The organism is Natrinema salaciae (genome assembly GCF_900110865.1).
Classification (GTDB): Archaea; Halobacteriota; Halobacteria; order Halobacteriales; family Natrialbaceae; genus Natrinema; species Natrinema salaciae.
Genome location: NZ_FOFD01000002.1, coordinates 397,478 through 417,250, shown reverse-complemented (window position 1 = coordinate 417,250; position 19,773 = coordinate 397,478). Strand labels below are relative to the sequence as shown.

The following is a 19,773-nucleotide window of genomic DNA, read 5'->3' as shown; positions in this document are numbered from 1 at the left end:
GAGGGTTAGCCGTCCTCCCTTGAGTGTGTATCGTTTTCCTCCCGATCCTCGAGGGAACGCGCCATTGTCACGCGGAACTCGTCGTAGCCGTTGTGTCGGTAGAACCGGCGGGCGGACTCGTTGTTGGCCATCACCTCGAGGAGCAGTTCCTCGGCCCCCTGTCGAGAGAGCGACTCCTCGGCGGCCTCGAGCAGTGCCGTTCCGATTCCGCGGCCGCGGTAGGCGGGTTCGACGTAGATGTTCGAGAGGAGGCCGCGAGTGGTATCGAGCTCGAGCGAGCCCCGCTCGATCGACACCGAAGCGAAGCCGACGATATCGCCCTCGAGGCGGGCGACGAGCAGGCCGTCGGTGACCCGGTAGGCCGCGAGCGTCTCGCGCATCGTCTCGCGGTTCGCGTCGGGACGGACGGCCGAGTCGTATCGCCGCTGGTCTCGAGCGAGTCGGACCCACAGATCGGCGAGAGTCTCGAGGTCGTCGCGGGAGGCGGGTTCAATCGTCGGCTGCGGGCTGTTGGGGGGCATTCTCGAGTGCAGTGACGGCGGGGAGCGATTCGGCGGTGAGCATCCGGAGCGCGGCGCCGCCGCCGGTGCTGACGTGGGAGAAGCCGTCGATCCCGAGCCGGCGCAGTGCGGAGGCCGTGTCGCCGCCGCCGACGATGCTCGTGGGGATGTCCGTGGCCGCGCTGTAGAGCTGTCGCGTCCCCGTCTCGAAGCGCTCGTCTTCGAAGACGCCGGCGGGGCCGTTGAGGATGACCGTCTCCGCGTCCGCGAGGATGCGCCGGTAGTAGTCCAGCGTCGATTCGCCGATGTCCATGGCGGCTTCTTCGTCCCCGGGCGGCAGGGCGTTGATGCCGAGTTCGTGTCGGTCGTCGCCCCGGTCGACGGCGACGTCCCGCGGGATGGCGATCCGGTCCCCGTAGGCGTCGAGCAGGTCGGCGGCGCGGTCGATCTCGTCCCAGTACCCCTGATCGTAGATGAAGTCCGAGCTGGCGTCGCCCAGGTCGACGCCGTCGGCGATGAGGAAGACGTTGCCGACGACGCCCGCGGTGAGGACGTGATCGGCCAGTCCCTTCTCGAGGACGGACCAGGCCACGTCGATCGAGTCGGGGACTTTCGCGCCGCCGAGGACGTAGACGCGGGGTTCGCCGGTCTCCTCGATAGAGCCCAGCACGTCGAGTTCGGACTCCATGACGCGGCCGGCGTAGCTGGGGAGCACGGTGGGGAGGCCGACGAGCGAGGGTTGCGACCGGTGTGCCGCGGCGAAGGCGTCGTTGACGTAGGCGTCGAGGACGGATTCCAGTCCCTCGACGAGGTGCGTTCGAGCGGCCCGCTCGGGATCGAATTCCATGTACTCTTCGCTGTAGAAGCGCGTATTCTCGAGGACGACGCAGTCGCCGTTCGCGAGGCCGCTGACCGCCTCGCGGGCGGCCGCCGTAAAGGTCGCATCGACGTAGCCGACTGGCCGGTCGAGCAGTTCCGAGAGGCGATCTGCGTGGGACTCGAGCGAGACAAAATCGTCGCCGCCGGGTCGTCCCTGGTGGGCGAGGACGGCGACGCGACCGCCGCGGTCGAGCAGTTCCGAGAGGGTGTCGACGTGGGCACGAAGCCGGGCGTCGTCCGCGAGCGTGCCGTCGTCGTCGATCGGACTATTGACGTCGACGCGAACACCGACGGTAGTCCCTTCGACGTCCAGGTCGTCGAGGGTCTCGATCATTATCGACCCCTCCACCGCGCCTCCCGAAAGGTCTTTCTATCGGAGAGATAGGGAGCAGTGACTGCCGCGGAGCGCTGTCGTCGGAGACGGTTCCGCAATCACACCGTCCGACAATCAGCACAGACCAGTTGCCCGTTGGCGTCCCAGAGTGCGTCGGCGAGCGAGCCGCAGGCCTCACAGACGCCTTGCGTGGTGTACTCGTCGCCCCCGTTGGGGAGCAGTTGGGTGTCACCCTCCTCGGTCGTACGGGCGGCCGCCGGTTCGGCGACCCCGCGTTCGCTGTCGACCGGCGGGTCGGTCGAGCGAGCAGGAGTCATGGTCGCCTGGAACGAGCCGGCGGCGGCGATGACGTCACGCTGGGTGACCAGGCCGACGATACCGCTCTCGTCTTCGACGACGACGTTACGGATGTTCTGGCGGGCCATCATGGTGGCGACGTCCGTGAGCGACCGATCGGGACTGACCGTGATGACCGGCGTCGTCATCACGTCGCCGACGGTCGTGTCGGCTGGATCGCGGGCGTCGGCGACGACGCCGAGCACGTCCCACTCTGTCACGATGCCAACTGGGTCCGCGCCGCGGACGACCAGCGCACAGCTCGTCCGTTCGTCGCGCATGAGTCCCACGACTCCGCGGAGGGCGTCGGACTCGCTGACGCCGACGTAGTCGGTCGTCAGGACATCTCTGACGGACAGTTCCGATTCCATGTGTGAATTGATAACACGAACGGGCTAAAAGCTACCTCCGCCACACTTAAGCGAACCGGCGCCGAAGTTCCGTGATTCCGGATCTCAGGCCGTCTCCCACTCGAGTTCGACCCTGGTTCCGTCCGCTCGGCAGGTCTCGAGGGCGTGTTTCGCCGCGAAGCCCGCCTCGTGGGCGTTCGGCCCGCGGCCGACGCCGACCTGCATCTCGACGTCGACGGCCTCCTCGACGTGGCTGATCGCTTCCTCGTACTCGGCCGTCCCGAGGTCCGGACAGACGACGATGACGTTGTCGCCGCCGACGAAGAAAGAGAGGCTCTCGTGGGAGTAGCGCATGTGTCGCATGAGTTCCGCATAGCCCTGTTCGATCCGGATGAACGTGTCGAAGGCGTTGAGTTCGTCCGTGTAGTTGCCGGTCGCGTCGATCACGTCGAAGTGGGCGATCTGGACGTCGTCGTCGGACCGGTGGTCGTCGCCGATGACGCGGCCCTCGAGACACTCGCGGCGGGTTTCGTCCTGTGCGCTGCCGGCGTCTTGCAGGCGTTCGGTCGCGTCGGACAGTGCCTGCACGGGGCTTCTCCCGGTGGCGACACCGAGGCTGAGCGTCACGGGGTATCGGTTGCCGACCGACTCCTGCATGAGGGCGTGATCCTCGAGCGAGCAGCCGTTCGTGACGGCGATCATGTTATCGAAGCGAGTGAAAAAGACGTAGCCGCCGCGGTTACCGACGAACTGCGAGATGTCCGCGTACAGCCGGGACTGCATGGTCTGGAGATCCGCTTCCCGCCGGGGTTCCGGCGTCACGGTCCACGGCCCGTAGTTGTCGATCTGAACGAGCGTTACCTGCGTGTTAGTCACTGTAGCCGACTCTTTCGAACGCCGTCGTATAAGTGATACGTAATCCAGATTCGTGATGCGCCTCGCGAGCTGCGGTTCAGGCGTGTTTCTTCTCGGGGTCGTCGCCCTTCGGATGGTACGTCCAGAAGTTTCCGGCGCGCATCGCCGCACCGACGGCCTTGTGCATGTCGACCATCGTCTCGAACTCCTCGGGTTCGACGTAGTCGAAGATATCGCTGAGTGCGACGACCTTCTCGTGGTTGATCCGGATCGGGTAATCGCCGTACTCCGCGACGAACTCGTCGCGGTTCATGGGGAAGTCCTCCTCCTCGTCGACCTTGTCTGCGATGATCCGCATGTCGTACCTGCGCATCCCATCGCTGCCCTCCTCGCCGTCAGGATCGACTGGCCACTCGTTGCTCATACCCGGACGTGTGCAGGGGTCCCGCAAAAGGATTACTCCTCGTCGCCGCCGGCTCGTCGATTACCCGATTCGACTCCCGTCAGTTCGAACCGCGCACCGTCGTCGTCGCCGGTAGTGACGGTGACCGTCCAGCCGTGGGCGTCGGCGATCCGTTCGACGATCGCGAGCCCGAGGCCGGTTCCGTCGCCGGTGCCCGAATAGCCGCTCTCGAGGACCCGCTCGCGTTCGTCGTCCGGTATCCCGGGGCCGTCGTCCGCGACGTAGAACCCGTCTCCCGCCGCGGTCTCGAGGTCGCCGACGGTGATCGTGACGGTCGGCCCCCCGTGTTCGACGGCGTTTCGAATCAGGTTCTCGAGGAGCTGGGTGAGCCGAGCGCGATCGGCAAGCACGAGGGCGTCGGTTTCGATTCGGAGCCTCGCATCGGCCGTCTCGACGTGTCGCCAGCAATCGTCGACGAGGGTCGCCAGTTCGATCGGTTCGAGATCCGGATCCGGATCCCGTTGCCGTGCGACGGTCAGGAGATTGTCGATCAGGACCGACATCCGATCGTGCGCCCAGTCGACGGCCTCGAGCGCTTCGCCGTCACAGTCGGCGTTCTCGCGGGCCTGCTCGAGGTTGCCCTGCGCGACGTTGAGCGGGTTTCGGAGGTCGTGCGAGACGATGCTGGCGAAGCGCTCGAGTCGCTCGTTCTGTGCCCTCAGTTCGCGTTCTCGGGCCTTGCGGTCGGTGATGTCGCGCAACACGCCGACGGTCCCCCGAAAGCGGCCGTGCTCGTCCGGCGGGAGAATCGCGATGTGGTTCTCGATCGGCACCCGCTCGCCGTCGTTGGTGATGATCTCCATCTCGAACGACGCGTTCTCGCGGTCGTCGTCGCTCAGCACCGCGGCGATTTCCGCTTCCCCCTCGGCGACGTCCTCGGCGTCCATGATCTTCGAGACGTGCTCGCCGACCAGCTCAGCCGGGCTGTATCCCATCGTCGACATCTCCGCGTTGATCGGCGGCACGACCCGTGTAAAGTAGCCGTCGGGGTCCAGACTATACACTTCGTCGGGGATCGTTTTCAAGATCGTCTCGTACTGCTCGAGCTCCCGCTCGCGTTCCGTCCGTTCGGTAATGTCCCGAACGACGCCGGCGACACCCCGAAAGCGGCCGTTCTCGAGCGGCAGCAAGGAGAGGTGGTCCTCACACTGGATTCCTTCGCCGCCGCTCGTCTCGACGGTGATCTCGTAGGTTTTCTTCTGCGCGTCGTTCCGATCGGAGAGCAGCGACCTGACACACGCTCTGGCCCGTTCCACGGACGGGTCGTCGAGGAGGAACGAGACGTGTCGGCCGCGGATCTCGTCCTTTTCGTAGCCGGTCAGGTCGGCGTAGGCGTCGTTGACGAACGTGTACCGTCCCGCCTCGTCGACCGTGTAGACGGGGTCCCCGAGGGCGTCGATGATCGTCTCGTAGCGCTCGAGATCGCGCTCGCGTTCCTTGCGCTCGGTGATGTCCTGCACCGTACAGACGAGGTCGCCGTTGCCGGTCGTCGACAGCGAGTGCGCTTCGACGAAGGTCGTGCCGTCGGCCCTGCGGCCGGTCGTCTCTCCGCACCAGTCGCCCTCGGCCATCACCGTCGGAATGATCTCGTCACGGACGGTCGCGACGTCGTCGTCCGGATAGAGCCGCTCCCAGTGAGCGCCGATCAGCTCCGCCGGCTCGTAGCCGTAGAGGTCCGCGTACGCTCGGTTCACGTAGACGAAACGGCCGTCGTCGTCGAGGAGACCGATCCCCTCCCGCGCCGTTTCGATGGCGTGGAGTTGCCGCCGGTTCTGCAGGCGCGTTCGGGCCCGGTCGACGGCGGTAACGATTCGCTCCGCCAGCGCCGAATACCGATCGCTCGAGCCGTCGTTCGGCAGATAGTCCGTGACGCCCGCAGCAATCGCTTCGCTCGCGATCGACTCCGAGCCGGCCTCTGGGAACAGGATAAACGGGACGTCCTCGTCTCGCATCCGGACCGCCTCCAGAAACGCTACTCCGTCCGCGTCTGGCAGCCCGTACTCCGAAACGATGCAGTCGATATCCGTCTCGGCGAGTCGATCGAGTCCGTCGCTCGCGGTGGTCACACTGTACGTTTCGATGGCGACATCCTCACACTCGCGGAGTTCGGCGCTCGCAGCGACACACTCTGACTCGTCGTCCACGTACAACACGCGGATCGGGTCCATCGAGACGCTCCCGCTCAGGGATTCGTCTCGGCTGTCCATGGGAGTTGTCGGGCGACGAGGGGGATATAGATTCGGATCGTCTCACCGACGGGTTTCGGCGGTCGAGTTCGAGTCGGACCGCCCGGCAGCCCGTTCGCCTGTTCGACAGCTCGCCGAGTTCGAGCGAAATCTGTCACAGCGACAGCGACCACTCGTGACCACAGTTCGAGCACCTGAAATCCGCGATCACCTCGCCGTTAGCGACGTATTTCTCGAGTAGTTCGCCGAACCCACTGCCACAGTCCGGGCACCGAGCATTCATCCACGACGGAGTACCGATGCGTCGATGATCAATCTGTTCCCCGGACAATTTGGCTGTGTGTCCGATCGGTAACCGACGCCCAGAATCGGCACCAGTGACGGCCCGATCCGAGCGGGCAGCGTCTCGGATCGGCGCTGTGGCAACCGCGCTGGATACCGGCGCGAGCGGAGTGAACTCGAGTTCCCGTATCGATCGGCCCGGTACGCTCGAACAGGGACGATACCCCGGGCGGGACACGGCGGACGCGTCCGACCACCGCGCTCGAGCGATCGGAATCGGTCGTCCACCTCTCGGGTACGTCTCGAGCGAACGGTCGCTCGAGGTCCCGCTCGACCGGCCGTCAGCGACCGGAACGACTCCAGTTCCGCTCGGTTCGCCACCGACACCCGTCCCGAATAGCAATAGCTATAAGTAATGGTAAATAGACGAGTAAATCGGAGGCCGCGTCTCCGAAGGGATGCGCGGAAACGCCGCGGATGAGCCACGCATCCGAGACTCGGCTTCCGGATTACCGAACCGAGATTCGGGACGCATGATTCCGCACGTATGATTCCGCACATTCCATCGGGATGGAACCTTCCCGAACGGCGATCGAACCGCCCGGACCGAGTAGTTTCGAGGCCGCGACGGCACCCGAACGGTGGTCGCGATGGGTGACGCCTCGGACGGGACTAACGACGGTTCGCCGCCGCTCCCCGACTGTCCTACCTGCGGCGCGCCGGTCGCCGTCGTCACCGCCAGCGGCCCCCACACGGGATCGGCGAGTCCCTGCGGCTGTTCGGTGCCGCCCGACTTGCTCCGGCGTGGCGACTGAGCCGGGGCTCGGACTCGAGTCCCGTCGATCGGCGACCGCCGTCCGAACCGACCGCGGTCAGTCGTCGGCCGGCTCGGCGTCCGCGTCCTCGCCGAGCACTTCCTCGCGGTGCTCGTCCAGCAGGGGCGCTCGACCGCGGGGTTCGGGGTTCGTCTCGGTCATCTTGATCGGGTTGCCCGCGATTTCGACCTCGGTGTCGGCACCCGGCTGTTCGACGGGGACGAGCATATCTCGAGTGTGCACGTGCGGATCGTCGAAGATCTCCGCGGTAGTCTGGACCGGGGCGGCCGGGACCCGGCCCTCGAGTTTGCTGACGAGTTCGTCGTTGGATTGCTCGACCGTCCAGTCGGCGATTTCCGCGCGGAGCGTCTCTCGGTGCTCGAGTCGCTCTGCGGTCGTCGGGTACTCCTCGGCCAGGTCCTCGCGGTCCATCACGTCGCAGAGTTCCGCCCAGTGGTTGTTGTTGAAGGCGGCGATGACGGCGTACCCGTCGGCGGTCTCGAAGGCGTTGTAGGGAAACAGCGTCGGGTGAGAGTTACCCCGTCGGGTGGGGGCCTCGCCGGTGTAGGACTGCTGGTAGATGGCGCGCTCGGTGAAGCTGAGCATCGAGTCGTACATGCCGGTGTCGACGTACTGGCCCTCGCCGGTCTGTTCGCGGTGGTTGACCGCCGCGAGAATGCCGATGCAGTTCAGCGTCGCGGTGAAGAGGTCGCCGACGCCGGGGCCGGTCTTCGTCGGCGGGCCGTCGGGCTGGCCGGTGGTCTCCATGACGCCGCCCAGCGCCTGCGCGATGAGGTCGAAGGAGGGCTGGCCCTGGCGGTCGGTTTCGCCCGTCCGCGGGTCGCCGAAGCCGCGGATCGAGGAGTAGATGAGGTCGGGCTTGTATTCGGTGAGCGTCTCGTAGCCGAGATCGTACTTCGCCATCGTCCCCGAGCGATAGTTCTCGACGACGACGTCGGCTTCCTCGACGAGCGAGAGGAAATCCGCACGATCCTCCTCGTCACCGAGGTTCAGCTCGATGCTCTTCTTGCCGCGGTTGACGCTCTGGAAGTAGCCGCCGTAGGCTTCGGCCTCGGGGTCGTCGACGAACGGCGGGTTCGACCGGATCATATCGCCGCCCGGCCGCTCGATTTTGACGACGTCAGCGCCCATATCCGCGAGCAACATCGTGCAGTACGGCCCAGCCAGCACCTGGGTCAGATCCAGCACGCGGAGGTTCGAGAGTGCTCCCATGTGTACGAGTCCCTTCCGAAACCACTACCAAAACCCTTACCATCGATCATGTAGTTGTTTCACCCTACCACAGTCCCTGTGAACGTCCGACATAGAGACGCTGCTAGGATGTTTAAGGAGTATTATCATGGAAGATCATTAGGTTTATAGGGTGGTCCATCATGGTTTTGGATACGATGTCCCAAACGGTCGTCCTCGGCGTGATCGGCTCCGATGCCCACGTCGTTGGCATCACAATCCTAGAGCAAGCCTTCAGTGCAGCCGGCTTCGATGTCGTGAACCTCGGCGTCCAGACCTCCCAGGAGGAGTTCGCCGAGGCCGCGGTAGCTCACGACGCCCAGGCAGTACTGGTCTCGTCGCTCTACGGCCACGCCGAGCAGGACTGTCAGGGATTCCACGACGTCCTCGAGGACGCGGGCGTCGACGCGGTCAGCTACATCGGCGGCAACCTCGCCGTCGGGCAGGACGACTTCGAGCAGACCCGGAAGACGTTCCGGGAGCTCGGGTTCGACCGCGTCTTCGACTCCGAGACGGATCCCGAGGACGCGATCGCCGCACTCCGCGAGGATCTCCAGATCAGACCGGCGGAGTCGGAACGGGCGACTATCAGTTCGTAGATGTCTAGATGATACGAGACGAACGCATTCCATCCGACGAGCTACGGCGTATTGACGAAGCGATCCGATCTAACTGGCCCACGGGCGCGGACATCGACTTCGAGGACGCAATCGAGTACCACGAATCGCTGCCGGATCACAAGCGATTCGCGGACGTCCTCGAGTCGGCGGACAAACCCCTCTTGCAGCCTCGGGCCGGCGTCCCCCGGCTCGACGACCAGATCGAGCTCCTGCAGTACCTCCTCGAGGAGGGGAAGGCGGATCTCCTGCCGACGACGATCGACTCGTACACGCGCGACAACGAGTACGAGAAGGCCCAGCAGGGGCTGGACAAGGCCCTCGAGACGGGCGACGACACCCTCAACGGCTTCCCGGCCGTCAACCACGGCGTCGACGGCTGCCGCGAACTGATCGACGCGGTCGACGCGCCGATCGAGGTTCGCCACGGGACGCCGGACGCCCGACTGCTCGCGGCGATCACCTTCGCCGGCGGCTTCCAGAGCTTCGAGGGCGGCCCGATCTCCTACAACATTCCGTACACGAAACGCCACGGACTCGAGGAGACGATCGAGAAGTGGCAGTTCGTCGACCGGCTGGCGGGCGCTTACACCGAACGCGGCGTGCGGATCAACCGCGAGCCGTTCGGCCCGCTGACGGGGACGCTCGTTCCGCCGTCGATCGCGATCGCGATCATGCTGGTCGAAGGGAAGTTAGCGGCGACGCAAGGCGTGCGCTCGATCACGCTCGGCTACGGGCAGGTCGGCAACATCGTGCAGGACGTGGCCGCCCTGAACGCGCTCAAGAAACTGGGCAACGAGTACCTGCCGGACGAGGTCGTCGTCACGACCGTCTTCCACGAGTGGATGGGCGGCTTCCCGCCGGACGAGGCCCGCGCCAACGGCGTCATCAGCCTCGGCGGCATGACCGCGGCTATCGCGCAACCGGACAAGGTCATCACCAAGTCGCCCCAGGAGTTCCAGGGGGTGCCGACCATGGAGGCCAACTCGGCCGGCCTGCGCACCACGCGCCAGGTCATCGACATGGCCATCGAGCAGCAGATAGACATCGACGGCATCGAGGAAGAACAGGACCTCATCGAGCGCGAGACCCGGTGTCTGATGGACACCATCTTCGAACACGGCGACGGCGACGTCGTTCAGGGGACGCTCAAGGCCTTCGACTCCGGTGCGCTCGACGTGCCGTTCGCACCCAGCGACAGCGCACGGGGTGCCGTCCTCCCCGCGCGGGACGACGACGGTCGCGTCCGCATCTTCGAGTGGGCCGACCTCGCGATGGACGACGATATCAAGGAGATTCACAAGGCCCGGCTCTCGCAACGGGCCACGACCGAAGGCCGCGACCAGTCGTTCCGGATGGTCGCGGACGACGTCGACGCGATCAGCGACGGCAAACTCATCGGCCGACCGCAGGGTGACGTCTAAATGGAGATTACAGGACTACACGCCACGCCCGGCTACTCCGGGTTCTTCTTCGACGACCAGCGCGCGATCAAGCAGGGAGCAACGCAGGACGGGTTCACCTACGAGGGCGAACCCGTCACCGACGGCTTCGACGAGATCCGTCAGGCCGGCGAAACGATCATCGTCGACGTCGAACTCGCCGACGGAACCGTATTGCGTGGCGACTGCGCCGCGGTCCAGTACTCCGGTGCCGGCGGGCGCGACCCGCTCTTTCAGGCCGAGGAGTACGCCCCCGTCATCGAGGGCCCCGTCGCCGACGAACTCGAGGGCCGGGACGCGACCGAGTTCCTCGCCAACGCGGAGCTGCTCGAGGAGATGCAGGTCGAGGGCGACCGGCTCCACACGGCGATCCGGTACGGCGTCTCGCAGGCGCTGCTCGCCGCCGCCGCGGAAGCCGAGAACACGACGCGCACGGATATCGTGGCCGACGCCTTGGGCACCGAGCCCGCGACGGAGCCGGTGCCCGTCTTCGGCCAGTCCGGCGACGACCGCTACACCAACACCGAGAAGATGTTCGTCAAGGGCGTTCCCGTCCTGCCCCACGCCCTGATCAACAGCGTCGAGAAAATCGGCGAGAACGGCGAGACCCTCCTCGAGTACGTGGAGTGGCTCGTCGAGCGCTCACAGGAACTCGGCCCCGAGAACTACGAGCCGCGGTTCCACATCGACGTCTACGGGATGATCGGGGAGATTTTCGGCGCGCCCTACGATCGCGACGAGGTCGTCGACTACTTCGCCGCGCTCGAGGAAGCCGCGGCCCCGTTCCCGATCCAGATCGAGGGACCGATGGACGTCGGCGACCGCGCCGACCAGATCGCGGCGATGGTCGAGCTCCGCGAAGGGCTCGCCGACGCCAACGTCGGCGTCGACATCGTGGCCGACGAGTGGTGTAACACGTTCGAGGACGTGCAGGCGTTCGTCGACGCCGGCGCAGCGGACCTCGTGCAGGTCAAGACGCCCGATCTAGGCGGTATCCACCGCAGCGGGCAGGCGGTCCGCTACTGTGAGGGGACCGAGACCCGCGCCTATCTGGGCGGGACCTGCAACGAAACGGAAACCTCCGCGCGTGCCTGCGCTCACGTCGCGCTCGCGACGGACGCCGCGCAGGTGCTCGCAAAGCCCGGCATGGGCTTCGACGAGGGGTACATGATCGTCGAAAACGAGATGCGACGAACGATCGCCCGCCGCGAGCGGGACCAGCAGCGAACCGAAACCGACGAGGTGACCGCAGATGACTGATTGGACCGATCCCGACACGTTTGCACAGGCGCTCGACCAGGTCGAGACCAAGGAGAAGGGCAACTGCTTCGAGGACTTCGAGGAGGGGGACGTGATCGAACACGACCCCGGGCTCACGCTGACCCAGTTCGGCAACGAGTCCTGGATGAGCCAGACGCTCAACCACGATCCGGCCTACTGGCGCACGGACGCCGCGGCGGAACGCGGCTTCGACGAGCCGCCGATCCATCCGGATTATCTGACCGCGGCCACCCTCGGCATCACCGTCGAGGACCTGAGCGAGAAGGGGGGCTACTTCCTCGGCCGCACCGACGTCCGGTTTCCCGAGTCGCCGGTCTACGCGGGGACCGAACTCCACGTCGAGAGCGAGGTCGTGAATACGGCCACCTCGAGCTCCCGACCGGAGTACGGCATCGTCTCCTGGCGGACCCGCGGGACGGACGCGGAGACCGGCGACGTGCTCTGTTCCTACGAGCGGACGAACATGATTCCGCGCCGGGAGCCAGTGGCCACGGACGGCGGCACGGCGGCTACCGAAGGGGACGGTGACGACGGTCCCGACCCCGACCTCCCCGAGGAGTTCGTCACACCGGAGGGCGGCTACTACGAGGACTTCGTCGAGGCGCTCGAGGCGGCCGCGGACCGCGACGCCGCCGTCGCCTATCGACACGAGCGCGGCCGCACGCAGGACGACGTCACCGTCGCCTCCCTGCCGCTGTCGACGCTCAACACGGCCAAACAGCACCACAACGTCGACGTGATGGCCGACTCGCCGTCGGGCGACATCGTCACCTACGGCGACGTCACTCGCTCCACGGCGCTGGGACACGCGCGCTCCGACGAGGAAACGTGGCGCGAGGTCGGCTTCGACGACGAGTCGTTCCACACGTTCGTCGCCGTTGGCGACACCGTCTACGCGTTCACGCGCGTGCTCGAGGCCGACGACGACGCCTCGAGCGACGACGCGGGGACGGTCACGTTCGAACACATCGCGTTCAACCAGGACGACGAACCCGTCTACTCGGGGACGCGAACCGCCGAGATTCGAAAGCGTTCTAACTAACACGATCGAACATCATACTCGACAGCAGACAATTCCGAACTCAGACACATGACTGACGACATCCGACTCTGCCGTACGTTCCAGACCGCACCGGCCGCCGTTCCGAAAGACGACTCGGCGAAGTATCTCACCTCCGCCCTCGAGGCGGAGGGATTCCAGGCCCCCGACTGGCTCGTCCCCGACATGGAAGACGGGACGGCACCGGACATGAAAGCCGAAGGGCTCGAGAACACCATCGAGAAGGTCCCACAGTACGACTTCCCCGGCGAGATCTGGCCCCGCGTCGAGTGGAGCTACGAGGACGAGGAGTACTGCGAGAAGGGCCGCGACCAGATCGACCGCCTCGTCGGCGAGATCGGTGGCGAGATCGACGGCGTCGTCGTCCCCAAGGTCGGCCGCCTCGAGGACGTGAAACGCGCCGCCGAAGTCGTCGCCGAGGCCGAGGCCGAACACGGCTACGACGACGGCTCCATCGGCCTCTCGATCATCATCGAAACCGGCCGTGCCCGCTCCGACCTGCGCGAAATCGCCAAATTCGGCGAGGACTCCCGACTCACCGCGCTGGTCTTCGGCCCCGTCGACTACGCCGCCGAACTCGGCGGCCGCGACCTCGGTGACGGCATGCCCCGCTGGGACGGCCTCCTCGAGGCCCTCTCGAACGAAGCCAGCGCCGGCGGCCTGCTCTCGATCGGCGGCCCCTTCGACGACCTGTTCAAGGAACGCGCCGGGCTGACCTACTACAACGCCGACGAGTACGCCGACCAGGTCGAGCACGAGGCCCGCCTCGGACTGGACGGCTCCTGGTCGCTGTACCCCAAGCAGACCGTCCAGGCCAACACCGTCCACATGCCCACGCCCGCCGAACTCGAGCGCGACGTCCACAAGATCGAGCGCTTCAACGAGGCCAAGCGCGAGGGGACCGGCGCGGTCACCATCGACGGCCAGATGGTCGACGAGGCCACCTTCAAGAACTTCCGGAACACCGTCCAGCAGGTCCGCGCGATCGACGACGTCCGACCCGCACAGACCGAAGACTACTACGACGCCGAGTTGCTCGATCGAGCGCGCGACCTCGAGCTCTCCTACCGCTAATCGTCGCCTCGCGCCTACCGAATATCGAACCCATATTTTTCGCGTGTAATACTGTCTCGAGCGACTGCCGTGAGCGCCGGGTAGCCAGAGATGGTCGGATCGAACGACTCCGGCGCGCGGAATCGGTCACCGCTGTCGGTGCGTGGAGCAAGCGTCCGTTCTGGTGCCTCGTCGTCGGCCTCCGCGCGATCGCGGCTGCCCTGCGAGAGCGACCGATACTGACGGAGCTGGTACTGCTACTCGTTCCAGTAGTGCGGTTTCTGCTGTATACGACCGTCTGATGAACTGCGCGGTCTTTTACGTGATCCCGTCAGTGTCGGACCGAATGTGACGTCGGCGGAGCGTCGACTACTCCCTCCGGTGCTCCGATCGTGATGAGAGGACAGGCCCGGGGATCGTCACTCGTCGTCCACGAGATCGATCAGGTTTTCCCGACCGATCCTGCGTTTCTCGACCGATCCGTCGTCGACCAGCTTCCCGATGACACGCGACGTTTTCGAGGCGGACCAGTCGAACTCGTCGTCGATCGTCGCCTGACGCATTCGACCGCCGTTGTCCTCGAGGAGGGCGAGAACGCGTTCCTCGTCCGTCATGACTTGCTCCTCCGCCTGCGAGTTGTCGGATTGGGGTATCGGGCCCGTCGCCGGACCTGTGGTCGCATTCGACGGTTCCTCGGGGACAGCCGTCGGCGGCTGGTGGGTCTCGGCGGAATCATCCCGCCGTCGGTACACCGTGTACGCGATGGTGACGATCCCGAACGAAACGACCACGCCAACCACGAACCCGGGCCACTTCTGGCCGAAGAGGAACGGTATCCAGGAGGAAGACGACTGTGTCCCGGCGGTTGCCCCCGCTGGGGCGAAGACAACCTGCGGGTGTTCGTTCGAAAAGTCCGCTCTGCCGACCCACGTTACCGCTCGCTCGTTCCGACTGTCCGGCGCGGGCTCTATTCGACTGATCTCGTACTCCGCGGGTGCTTCGATCGTGAGCGTATCGTCGGACGAGATGAAAAATCCGTCCTGAAAGACGTCGCCAACGGCGATTTCCCCGTCCGTTCGGGTTCCGAAGTTCGTCCAGGTAAATCGGTAGGTGACTACCCCCCAGCGGCGCGGGACCTCCTGAACGCTGGTGGAGGCGGTGAAATTCGTCGCGCGCATCTCTCGGCCGGTCACGTTCGCCCCGTTAGAGACGACCCCGCGCATTCGGTCCCGGAAGGGGTCGAGATACCGCGACGTATCGTTCCGGAAACGTGTCTGGAACGCCTCGTACTCTTCGACGCGCTCGTCGGTGTCGAGCCGCGTTCGAACCTGAATCGTCCACCGTGCAGACCCGTTAGCGTCCACGTCGATCCGGGTGACGGTGTTGTCCGCTTCGGGCTCGGTCTGGCGCGTCACACCGCCGGCGGTTCCCACGGGCAGGATCATCCCTCCGAGCAAGAGAATAACGACGCCGACTACGACGTGTCTTCTCGGACGAGACTCCAGCAAACGATCCATCTCACCCCCCTGTTTAAACGAGATTCGTATAAGTTCGACGGCCACACCAACCCGCGTATCGGAATTCCACGGTGTGGGCAACGACGGGAACGTGAAAACGAGTGCAAACGGCTACAAATGACGGTGCAAACCGCTGCAAACCACTCCGAACGTCTCTCTGATTTATCATAGGATCTGTCGTGAGTGTCTCCTACGATGAAACGAATCACGATCGGTTCCCTACTGTTCGCAGTGCTCGTCGTCGGGATGACCGTCCCGCCGGCGGTCGCGGTCGACACCGGGACGGCCTCGAGCGTGGGTTCGGGGCAGGCAGCTGGAATGGTGGTACAGGAGAACGGGACGCAATCCGGCTCGGGCTCGAACGTGAACGTCACGGTCGGCCAACAGCTTTCGACAGTCATCGACGTGTCGAGCGACGAGGTACGGACGGACTTCGAGAACACCGCGTTCGAGGTGTCCATCGAGAGTGACAGCGAGGAGGAACGGGTCGAGGCCGTCGCCGAGCGCGCGGAAACGCTGCGCGAGCGCGCCGAGGACATCCGTGAGGAGTACGACGAAGCCACCGAAGAGTACGAGGCGGGCGATATCAGCAGATCCGAGTACGCCCAGCGGCTCGCGACCTTGAACGCCCGGGCGGCGAACGTAGCCGACAGCAACGAACAGCTCCAACGGCGGGCCGCGAACGTCTCCGCACTCGAACTCCAGGCGGCCGGCGTCAATCAGTCCGCACTCGACGAGGCAGTGAACGACCTGAGTAGCGTCAGCGGAAGCGGTACCACAGCGCTGCTCGAGCGGTTCACCGGTGAGTCACGGGGCGAAATCGAACTCGAGACCGCCGGCGGACTCTCCATCGAAGTAGCGAGCGAAGACGGCGAACGGTCGCGCGAGGTCGAACGCACGCGCGATGGTGATCGGTCCATCACGGTGAGCCAGTCCGCTGCCCTCGAGACGGCGCAGGCGGCGCTTTCGACGCCCGAAAACGGCACTTGGGAGCACAGCGAATCGAGCGTGAAGGAGGACGAGGGTGCCTACGAGTTCGAGTTCGCGCTCCGGAACGCTGCCGGCCAGACGGGCGAGGCCGAGGTCCGGATCGACGGTTCGACGGGTGAGGTGTACAAACTCGAAGAGGAGATCGAGGCCGAAGACGAAGCGGACGACGAACGTGAAGACGATCGAGAGGACGAACGTGAAGACGAAGCGGACGACGAGCGTGAAGACGATCGAGAGGACGACGAACGTGAAGATAAGCGAGACGATGCGGACGCCATCCGGAATCTAAGCGTCGAGACGACGCTCGAAGGAGAAACCGCGACGGCGGTCGTCAACTACGATGGATCGGCCGTCGCCAACGCGACGGTCTCCGCGAACGACCGAGTGGTCGGAACGACGAACGCGGACGGAACGGTGACGTTCATCTTCGACGTGCGCGAGACCGACGAACTCGAGCTGGACGTCCGCAAAGGCGAGTTCGAGGCCGAACTCGAATACGAGGTCCGGGACGGCTCGCTCACGCTGACCGAGGACGCACACGAGAGCGAGGACGAGACTGAACCCGTCGACGATGGAGACGAAGAGCCGGACGATGACGACGAGACGGAGACCGAATCCGTCGACGACGGAGACGAAGAGCCGGACGATGACGACGAGACGGAGACCGAATCCGAGGTCGAAGACACCTGAGCCGGTGTTTTGGCCGGGTACGATGCTCCGATGCGAACGACGATGATTCGCCGACAGAACTCGAGACACATGATTCACAAGTATGACTGACGATGAGATCCAGAGACGACCGAGACGACGGCGAGTTCGCGTCGCGTACGTACTCGTCGCGATCGCACTACTCGTGACCGCACCGGTCGCTGCAGCGACGGAAGCGAGAGCAGCAACGAGTCAGATGTCGGACCCGGTGCCAGCCGAACCGGCGTTCGTTGTGGAACTCGACGTAAACGGCTCGGCGCAGGTGGCGCTCACGGTCACGTTCGATCTCACCACCGACAGCGAACGGCAGGCCTTCCAGTCCCTCCGCGCGAACGCGACGGCACACGAGCGACGGACGGAGCAATTCGCCGCGCGGATGCGGGCTATCGCGAGCGGGGCTGCGAACGACACCGGACGGGCGATGCAGGTCCGCGGGGCTGCCATTTCGTTCACCGAGCGAGAGGACACCGGGATCGTCACGCTCTCGGTGACGTGGGACGGGCTCGCTGCCCGGACGGGTGATCGGCTCGTGGTCCGAGAGCCCTTCGATAGCGAATTCGCCACGGACCGCACCGTCCGTATTACCGGTCCCGACGGGTACGAACTGACGACGGTGACGCCGGAGCCGACCGACCGAACGCGCACCGCCGCGACGTGGAACGGCGGGACGGCATTCGAGGGGTTCGAAGCGACGTTCGAACCCGATGAGACGGCGGCCGACGGCACGAGCATCCCCGGGTTCGGCGCTGGGATCGCCGTCCTCGCGGTGCTCGTCGGTGCGGCGCTACTCGCGTACCGCGGCCACAATCGGCGCTGAGGCGTTGGCGAGTCCTCCCCGCGAGCGCGCCGTCTCGGATTCACCGATTCGACCGAAAACGGTCGGTCCCCCGAGACCGCCAGAATACCTTTCGGCCGCGAATTCGAGCACTCCATCGAGGGGCAGCAGTAGATACGCAGTCCGCAATTCGCACTCTCGTCCTACGCGTTGCTCTTTGCGCATCGCTCGTGGCAGAAACGGTGGGGATGGGATTTGAACCCATGAGGCTTGACAGCCACCTGCTCTCAAGGCAGGCGCGTTAGGCCGCTCTGCCACCCCACCTCACTACTGCGTTCTCCGCACGCTCAAAAAGGGTTGTCGGTCTATTCGCGCTCGAGTCGCCCATCGTCGCCCACGGTGATCCCGAGTTCGCCCACGAGCGCGGCCGTCGCCTCGGCACCCGGCCGCCCGGCTGCGCGCCTGGCCTCGAGACCGGCGACGGTCGCTCGGAACCCGGCCGGCGTCGCGACGGTCGGGAGCATCGGTGCGAAACCGACGCCGAGACCCTCGTCGCTCGCCCGCCGCGCCAGCGTCGACAGTTCGGGCGTCGCGTACGCGTCGGTGAAGTCGATCGGGTCGGAAAAGCCCGCGAAGTACACCCGTCCCTCGTCGGACGGCCCCAGCACGACGTCGTGACGGCGCAGCGACATCGCCGCGCCGTCGATCTCCGTCCGGGCGACCAGCGGTGCCGTCGGCTCGAGCACGCCGACGCTCTGGGCGTCTTCGCGATCGAGCAGGTGTGTGACGGTGTTCCCGATCCGTGCGGCTCGGCTCGAGCCGACCTGCCGTTCGAATCGAACGGCCGCGTCGTCGCCGAGCGCGTCGAGGGCGAGCGCACGGGTTTCGGCTTCGGGATCGCCGTCCGCGTACGCCTCCGGGAGGGTTTCCTCGTCGCGGTAGTTGACCAGGAGGTCGCCGCCGCTCCGGGAGACCGCCCACAGGACGTCGGCGACGGCGGCCTCGTAGACCGACACCGCCTCGGCGTCGGTCAGGGGCGACTGGTCGACGAGCGACGATAGCACGAGCCCTTCCCGCGGCGGGTCGACCGGAACGACGACGATCATGGCTCATACTCCGAGCGCGCGGGCCTTGAACGCGGCGCTTCCGGGAACCGACCGTCCGGGACCGAATCCGAAATGAAGATGAATTATAATGGAGTAGCACCTCCGGTCCGATATGGACGAACGGACGATCGCCGGACTGTTCGCGACGCTCGTGATCGTCGCGCTCGCAGTCCTCGGCGTCTTCGGATTCAGCAACGGTTACCTGATCGACTCGCCCGACAGCGGATTCCTCGCGCCGACGATCGGCGTCCTCGTCGTCACGGTTCTCGTCGTGGGCGGCCTGACCGCCCTCGGTGCCGGCTCGCGGCGCTGGCGCGAAAACCCCTACTGGTGACCGCTCACTCGATCGTTCGACGGTTCTATCGCTCCCGACGCCCCTTCGTCTGCCGATAGTCCGATGCCATCAGCTCCACGAATGCCTCGAGCCACGCCTGCGTCTGCTCGTCGGTCTGCTCCCGGGGATCGATCATGGGAACGAGCTCGAAGCCGCGACCACGAATCCGCGTCGCGTGATCGTCGGGGAGCACGAGCTCCTCGACCGGGGTCGTCGTGTACTCGGTGCCGAGTTCCGTCAGCGCGCGCTCGCCGATAGGAACGAGAATTTCGGGGTTTATCATCCGAATCTCGGCGTTGAGATACGGCTCGCAGTTGCCGATCTCCTCGTCGGTCGGCCGCCGGTCGGGGTCGCGACAGCGAGTGAGATTCGTCAGGTAAGCGTTCTCGAGTGCCGGTTCGTCGGCTGGTGAGTCGACGGCACAGAGCCCGAGCCGCTCGAGCATGCGTCGCAGCCCGCCGTCTCCCGTACTGCCGCCCTCGCCGGCGAAGGGGACGCCGGTCGCGTCCGCGCGCGTCGTCGGCCGCTCGCCGACGAACAGGAAGTCCGCGCCGACGTCGCCGTAGCCGTGAACGACCCGCGTGCGCGTCTCACAGAGCGCCGGACAGTTCCGACACTCCTCGTCCATCCCGTAGGGGT

Annotated in this window: 19 protein-coding genes and 1 tRNA gene; 9 read left to right on the top strand and 11 right to left on the bottom strand. The window is 65.7% G+C overall.

Translation table 11 applies throughout. The annotated features are described in order from the left end of the window. Window positions 1–5: 5 nt before the first annotated feature. The 6 genes from BMX07_RS07375 to BMX07_RS07350 all read right to left on the bottom strand — a co-directional run bounded on the left by BMX07_RS07375 (window position 6) and on the right by BMX07_RS07350 (window position 5,924). Window positions 6–521, bottom strand: coding sequence for a GNAT family N-acetyltransferase (locus tag BMX07_RS07375; protein WP_090616178.1), 516 nt, complete (start codon window positions 519–521; stop codon window positions 6–8). Continuing rightward, window positions 490–1,713, bottom strand: a complete 1,224-nt coding sequence (locus BMX07_RS07370) for a phosphoglycerate kinase (RefSeq protein WP_090616174.1) — start codon at window positions 1,711–1,713, stop codon at window positions 490–492. Before BMX07_RS07370 ends, BMX07_RS07375 begins: the two co-directional genes overlap by 32 nt. Before the next feature lie 98 nt (window positions 1,714–1,811). Then, window positions 1,812–2,420 (bottom strand): CBS domain-containing protein, encoded by a 609-nt coding sequence (locus tag BMX07_RS07365; protein WP_090616171.1) that lies wholly within the window; start codon window positions 2,418–2,420, stop codon window positions 1,812–1,814. Window positions 2,421–2,504: 84 nt separating this feature from the next. Beyond that, window positions 2,505–3,275, bottom strand: coding sequence for a GTP cyclohydrolase III (locus BMX07_RS07360; RefSeq protein ID WP_090616166.1), 771 nt, complete (start codon window positions 3,273–3,275; stop codon window positions 2,505–2,507). 76 nt (window positions 3,276–3,351) lie between these two features. Continuing rightward, window positions 3,352–3,678, bottom strand: a complete 327-nt coding sequence (locus tag BMX07_RS07355) for a DUF5785 family protein (protein ID WP_090616163.1) — start codon at window positions 3,676–3,678, stop codon at window positions 3,352–3,354. A 32-nt stretch (window positions 3,679–3,710) separates the two neighbouring features. Then, window positions 3,711–5,924, bottom strand: coding sequence for a PAS domain S-box protein (locus BMX07_RS07350; protein WP_090616159.1), 2,214 nt, complete (start codon window positions 5,922–5,924; stop codon window positions 3,711–3,713). A 911-nt stretch (window positions 5,925–6,835) separates the two neighbouring features. Here BMX07_RS07350 and BMX07_RS24310 point away from each other — a divergent pair. Next, the gene (locus BMX07_RS24310) at window positions 6,836–7,000 is read left to right on the top strand and encodes a hypothetical protein (RefSeq protein WP_175480078.1); all 165 of its coding nucleotides are present in this window, start codon (window positions 6,836–6,838) and stop codon (window positions 6,998–7,000) included. A gap of 57 nt (window positions 7,001–7,057) precedes the next feature. Here BMX07_RS24310 and mct read toward each other — a convergent pair whose 3' ends face one another. Further along, on the bottom strand, window positions 7,058–8,233 hold the full coding sequence (gene mct, locus BMX07_RS07340) for a succinyl-CoA:mesaconate CoA-transferase (RefSeq protein ID WP_090616152.1): 1,176 nt from the start codon (window positions 8,231–8,233) through the stop codon (window positions 7,058–7,060). A gap of 161 nt (window positions 8,234–8,394) precedes the next feature. On the opposite strand from mct, the gene glmS reads away from it, so the two are divergent. The 5 genes from glmS to citE are packed head-to-tail and all read left to right on the top strand — an operon-like array spanning window position 8,395 to window position 13,725. Next, complete coding sequence (glmS, locus tag BMX07_RS07335; RefSeq protein WP_090616149.1) at window positions 8,395–8,850, top strand: methylaspartate mutase subunit S; 456 nt, start codon at window positions 8,395–8,397, stop codon at window positions 8,848–8,850. Between the two features lie 8 nt (window positions 8,851–8,858). Then, the gene (locus BMX07_RS07330; protein ID WP_090616144.1) at window positions 8,859–10,292 is read left to right on the top strand and encodes a methylaspartate mutase subunit E; all 1,434 of its coding nucleotides are present in this window, start codon (window positions 8,859–8,861) and stop codon (window positions 10,290–10,292) included. Next, window positions 10,293–11,570, top strand: a complete 1,278-nt coding sequence (locus BMX07_RS07325; RefSeq protein ID WP_090616139.1) for a methylaspartate ammonia-lyase — start codon at window positions 10,293–10,295, stop codon at window positions 11,568–11,570. Further along, entirely contained in the window at window positions 11,563–12,633 is a 1,071-nt protein-coding gene (gene mch, locus BMX07_RS07320; protein ID WP_090616135.1) for a 2-methylfumaryl-CoA hydratase, read from the top strand. The genes BMX07_RS07325 and mch overlap by 8 nt, the downstream gene beginning before the upstream one ends. Before the next feature lie 48 nt (window positions 12,634–12,681). Then, on the top strand, window positions 12,682–13,725 hold the full coding sequence (gene citE, locus BMX07_RS07315; protein ID WP_090616131.1) for an L-malyl-CoA/beta-methylmalyl-CoA lyase: 1,044 nt from the start codon (window positions 12,682–12,684) through the stop codon (window positions 13,723–13,725). Between the two features lie 398 nt (window positions 13,726–14,123). On the opposite strand, the gene BMX07_RS07310 is transcribed toward citE, so the two are convergent. Then, entirely contained in the window at window positions 14,124–15,149 is a 1,026-nt protein-coding gene (locus tag BMX07_RS07310; protein WP_245742070.1) for a helix-turn-helix transcriptional regulator, read from the bottom strand. A 267-nt stretch (window positions 15,150–15,416) separates the two neighbouring features. Between BMX07_RS07310 and BMX07_RS07305 the strand changes: the two genes are divergently transcribed. Both BMX07_RS07305 and BMX07_RS07300 read left to right on the top strand, forming a co-directional pair. After that, the gene (locus BMX07_RS07305; RefSeq protein ID WP_090616120.1) at window positions 15,417–16,901 is read left to right on the top strand and encodes a DUF7096 domain-containing protein; all 1,485 of its coding nucleotides are present in this window, start codon (window positions 15,417–15,419) and stop codon (window positions 16,899–16,901) included. Window positions 16,902–16,983: 82 nt separating this feature from the next. After that, on the top strand, window positions 16,984–17,736 hold the full coding sequence (locus BMX07_RS07300; protein WP_090616117.1) for a DUF7345 domain-containing protein: 753 nt from the start codon (window positions 16,984–16,986) through the stop codon (window positions 17,734–17,736). A 198-nt stretch (window positions 17,737–17,934) separates the two neighbouring features. On the opposite strand, the gene BMX07_RS07295 is transcribed toward BMX07_RS07300, so the two are convergent. Next, a tRNA-Ser gene (locus BMX07_RS07295) sits at window positions 17,935–18,018 on the bottom strand. A 41-nt stretch (window positions 18,019–18,059) separates the two neighbouring features. Continuing rightward, window positions 18,060–18,800, bottom strand: coding sequence for a hypothetical protein (locus BMX07_RS07290; RefSeq protein ID WP_090616113.1), 741 nt, complete (start codon window positions 18,798–18,800; stop codon window positions 18,060–18,062). Between the two features lie 112 nt (window positions 18,801–18,912). Between BMX07_RS07290 and BMX07_RS07285 the strand changes: the two genes are divergently transcribed. Continuing rightward, entirely contained in the window at window positions 18,913–19,134 is a 222-nt protein-coding gene (locus BMX07_RS07285) for a hypothetical protein (protein WP_090616109.1), read from the top strand. A gap of 25 nt (window positions 19,135–19,159) precedes the next feature. Here the strand turns inward: BMX07_RS07285 and BMX07_RS07280 are convergent, their stop codons facing one another. Beyond that, complete coding sequence (locus BMX07_RS07280; RefSeq protein WP_090616106.1) at window positions 19,160–19,762, bottom strand: uracil-DNA glycosylase; 603 nt, start codon at window positions 19,760–19,762, stop codon at window positions 19,160–19,162. Window positions 19,763–19,773: the final 11 nt, after the last annotated feature.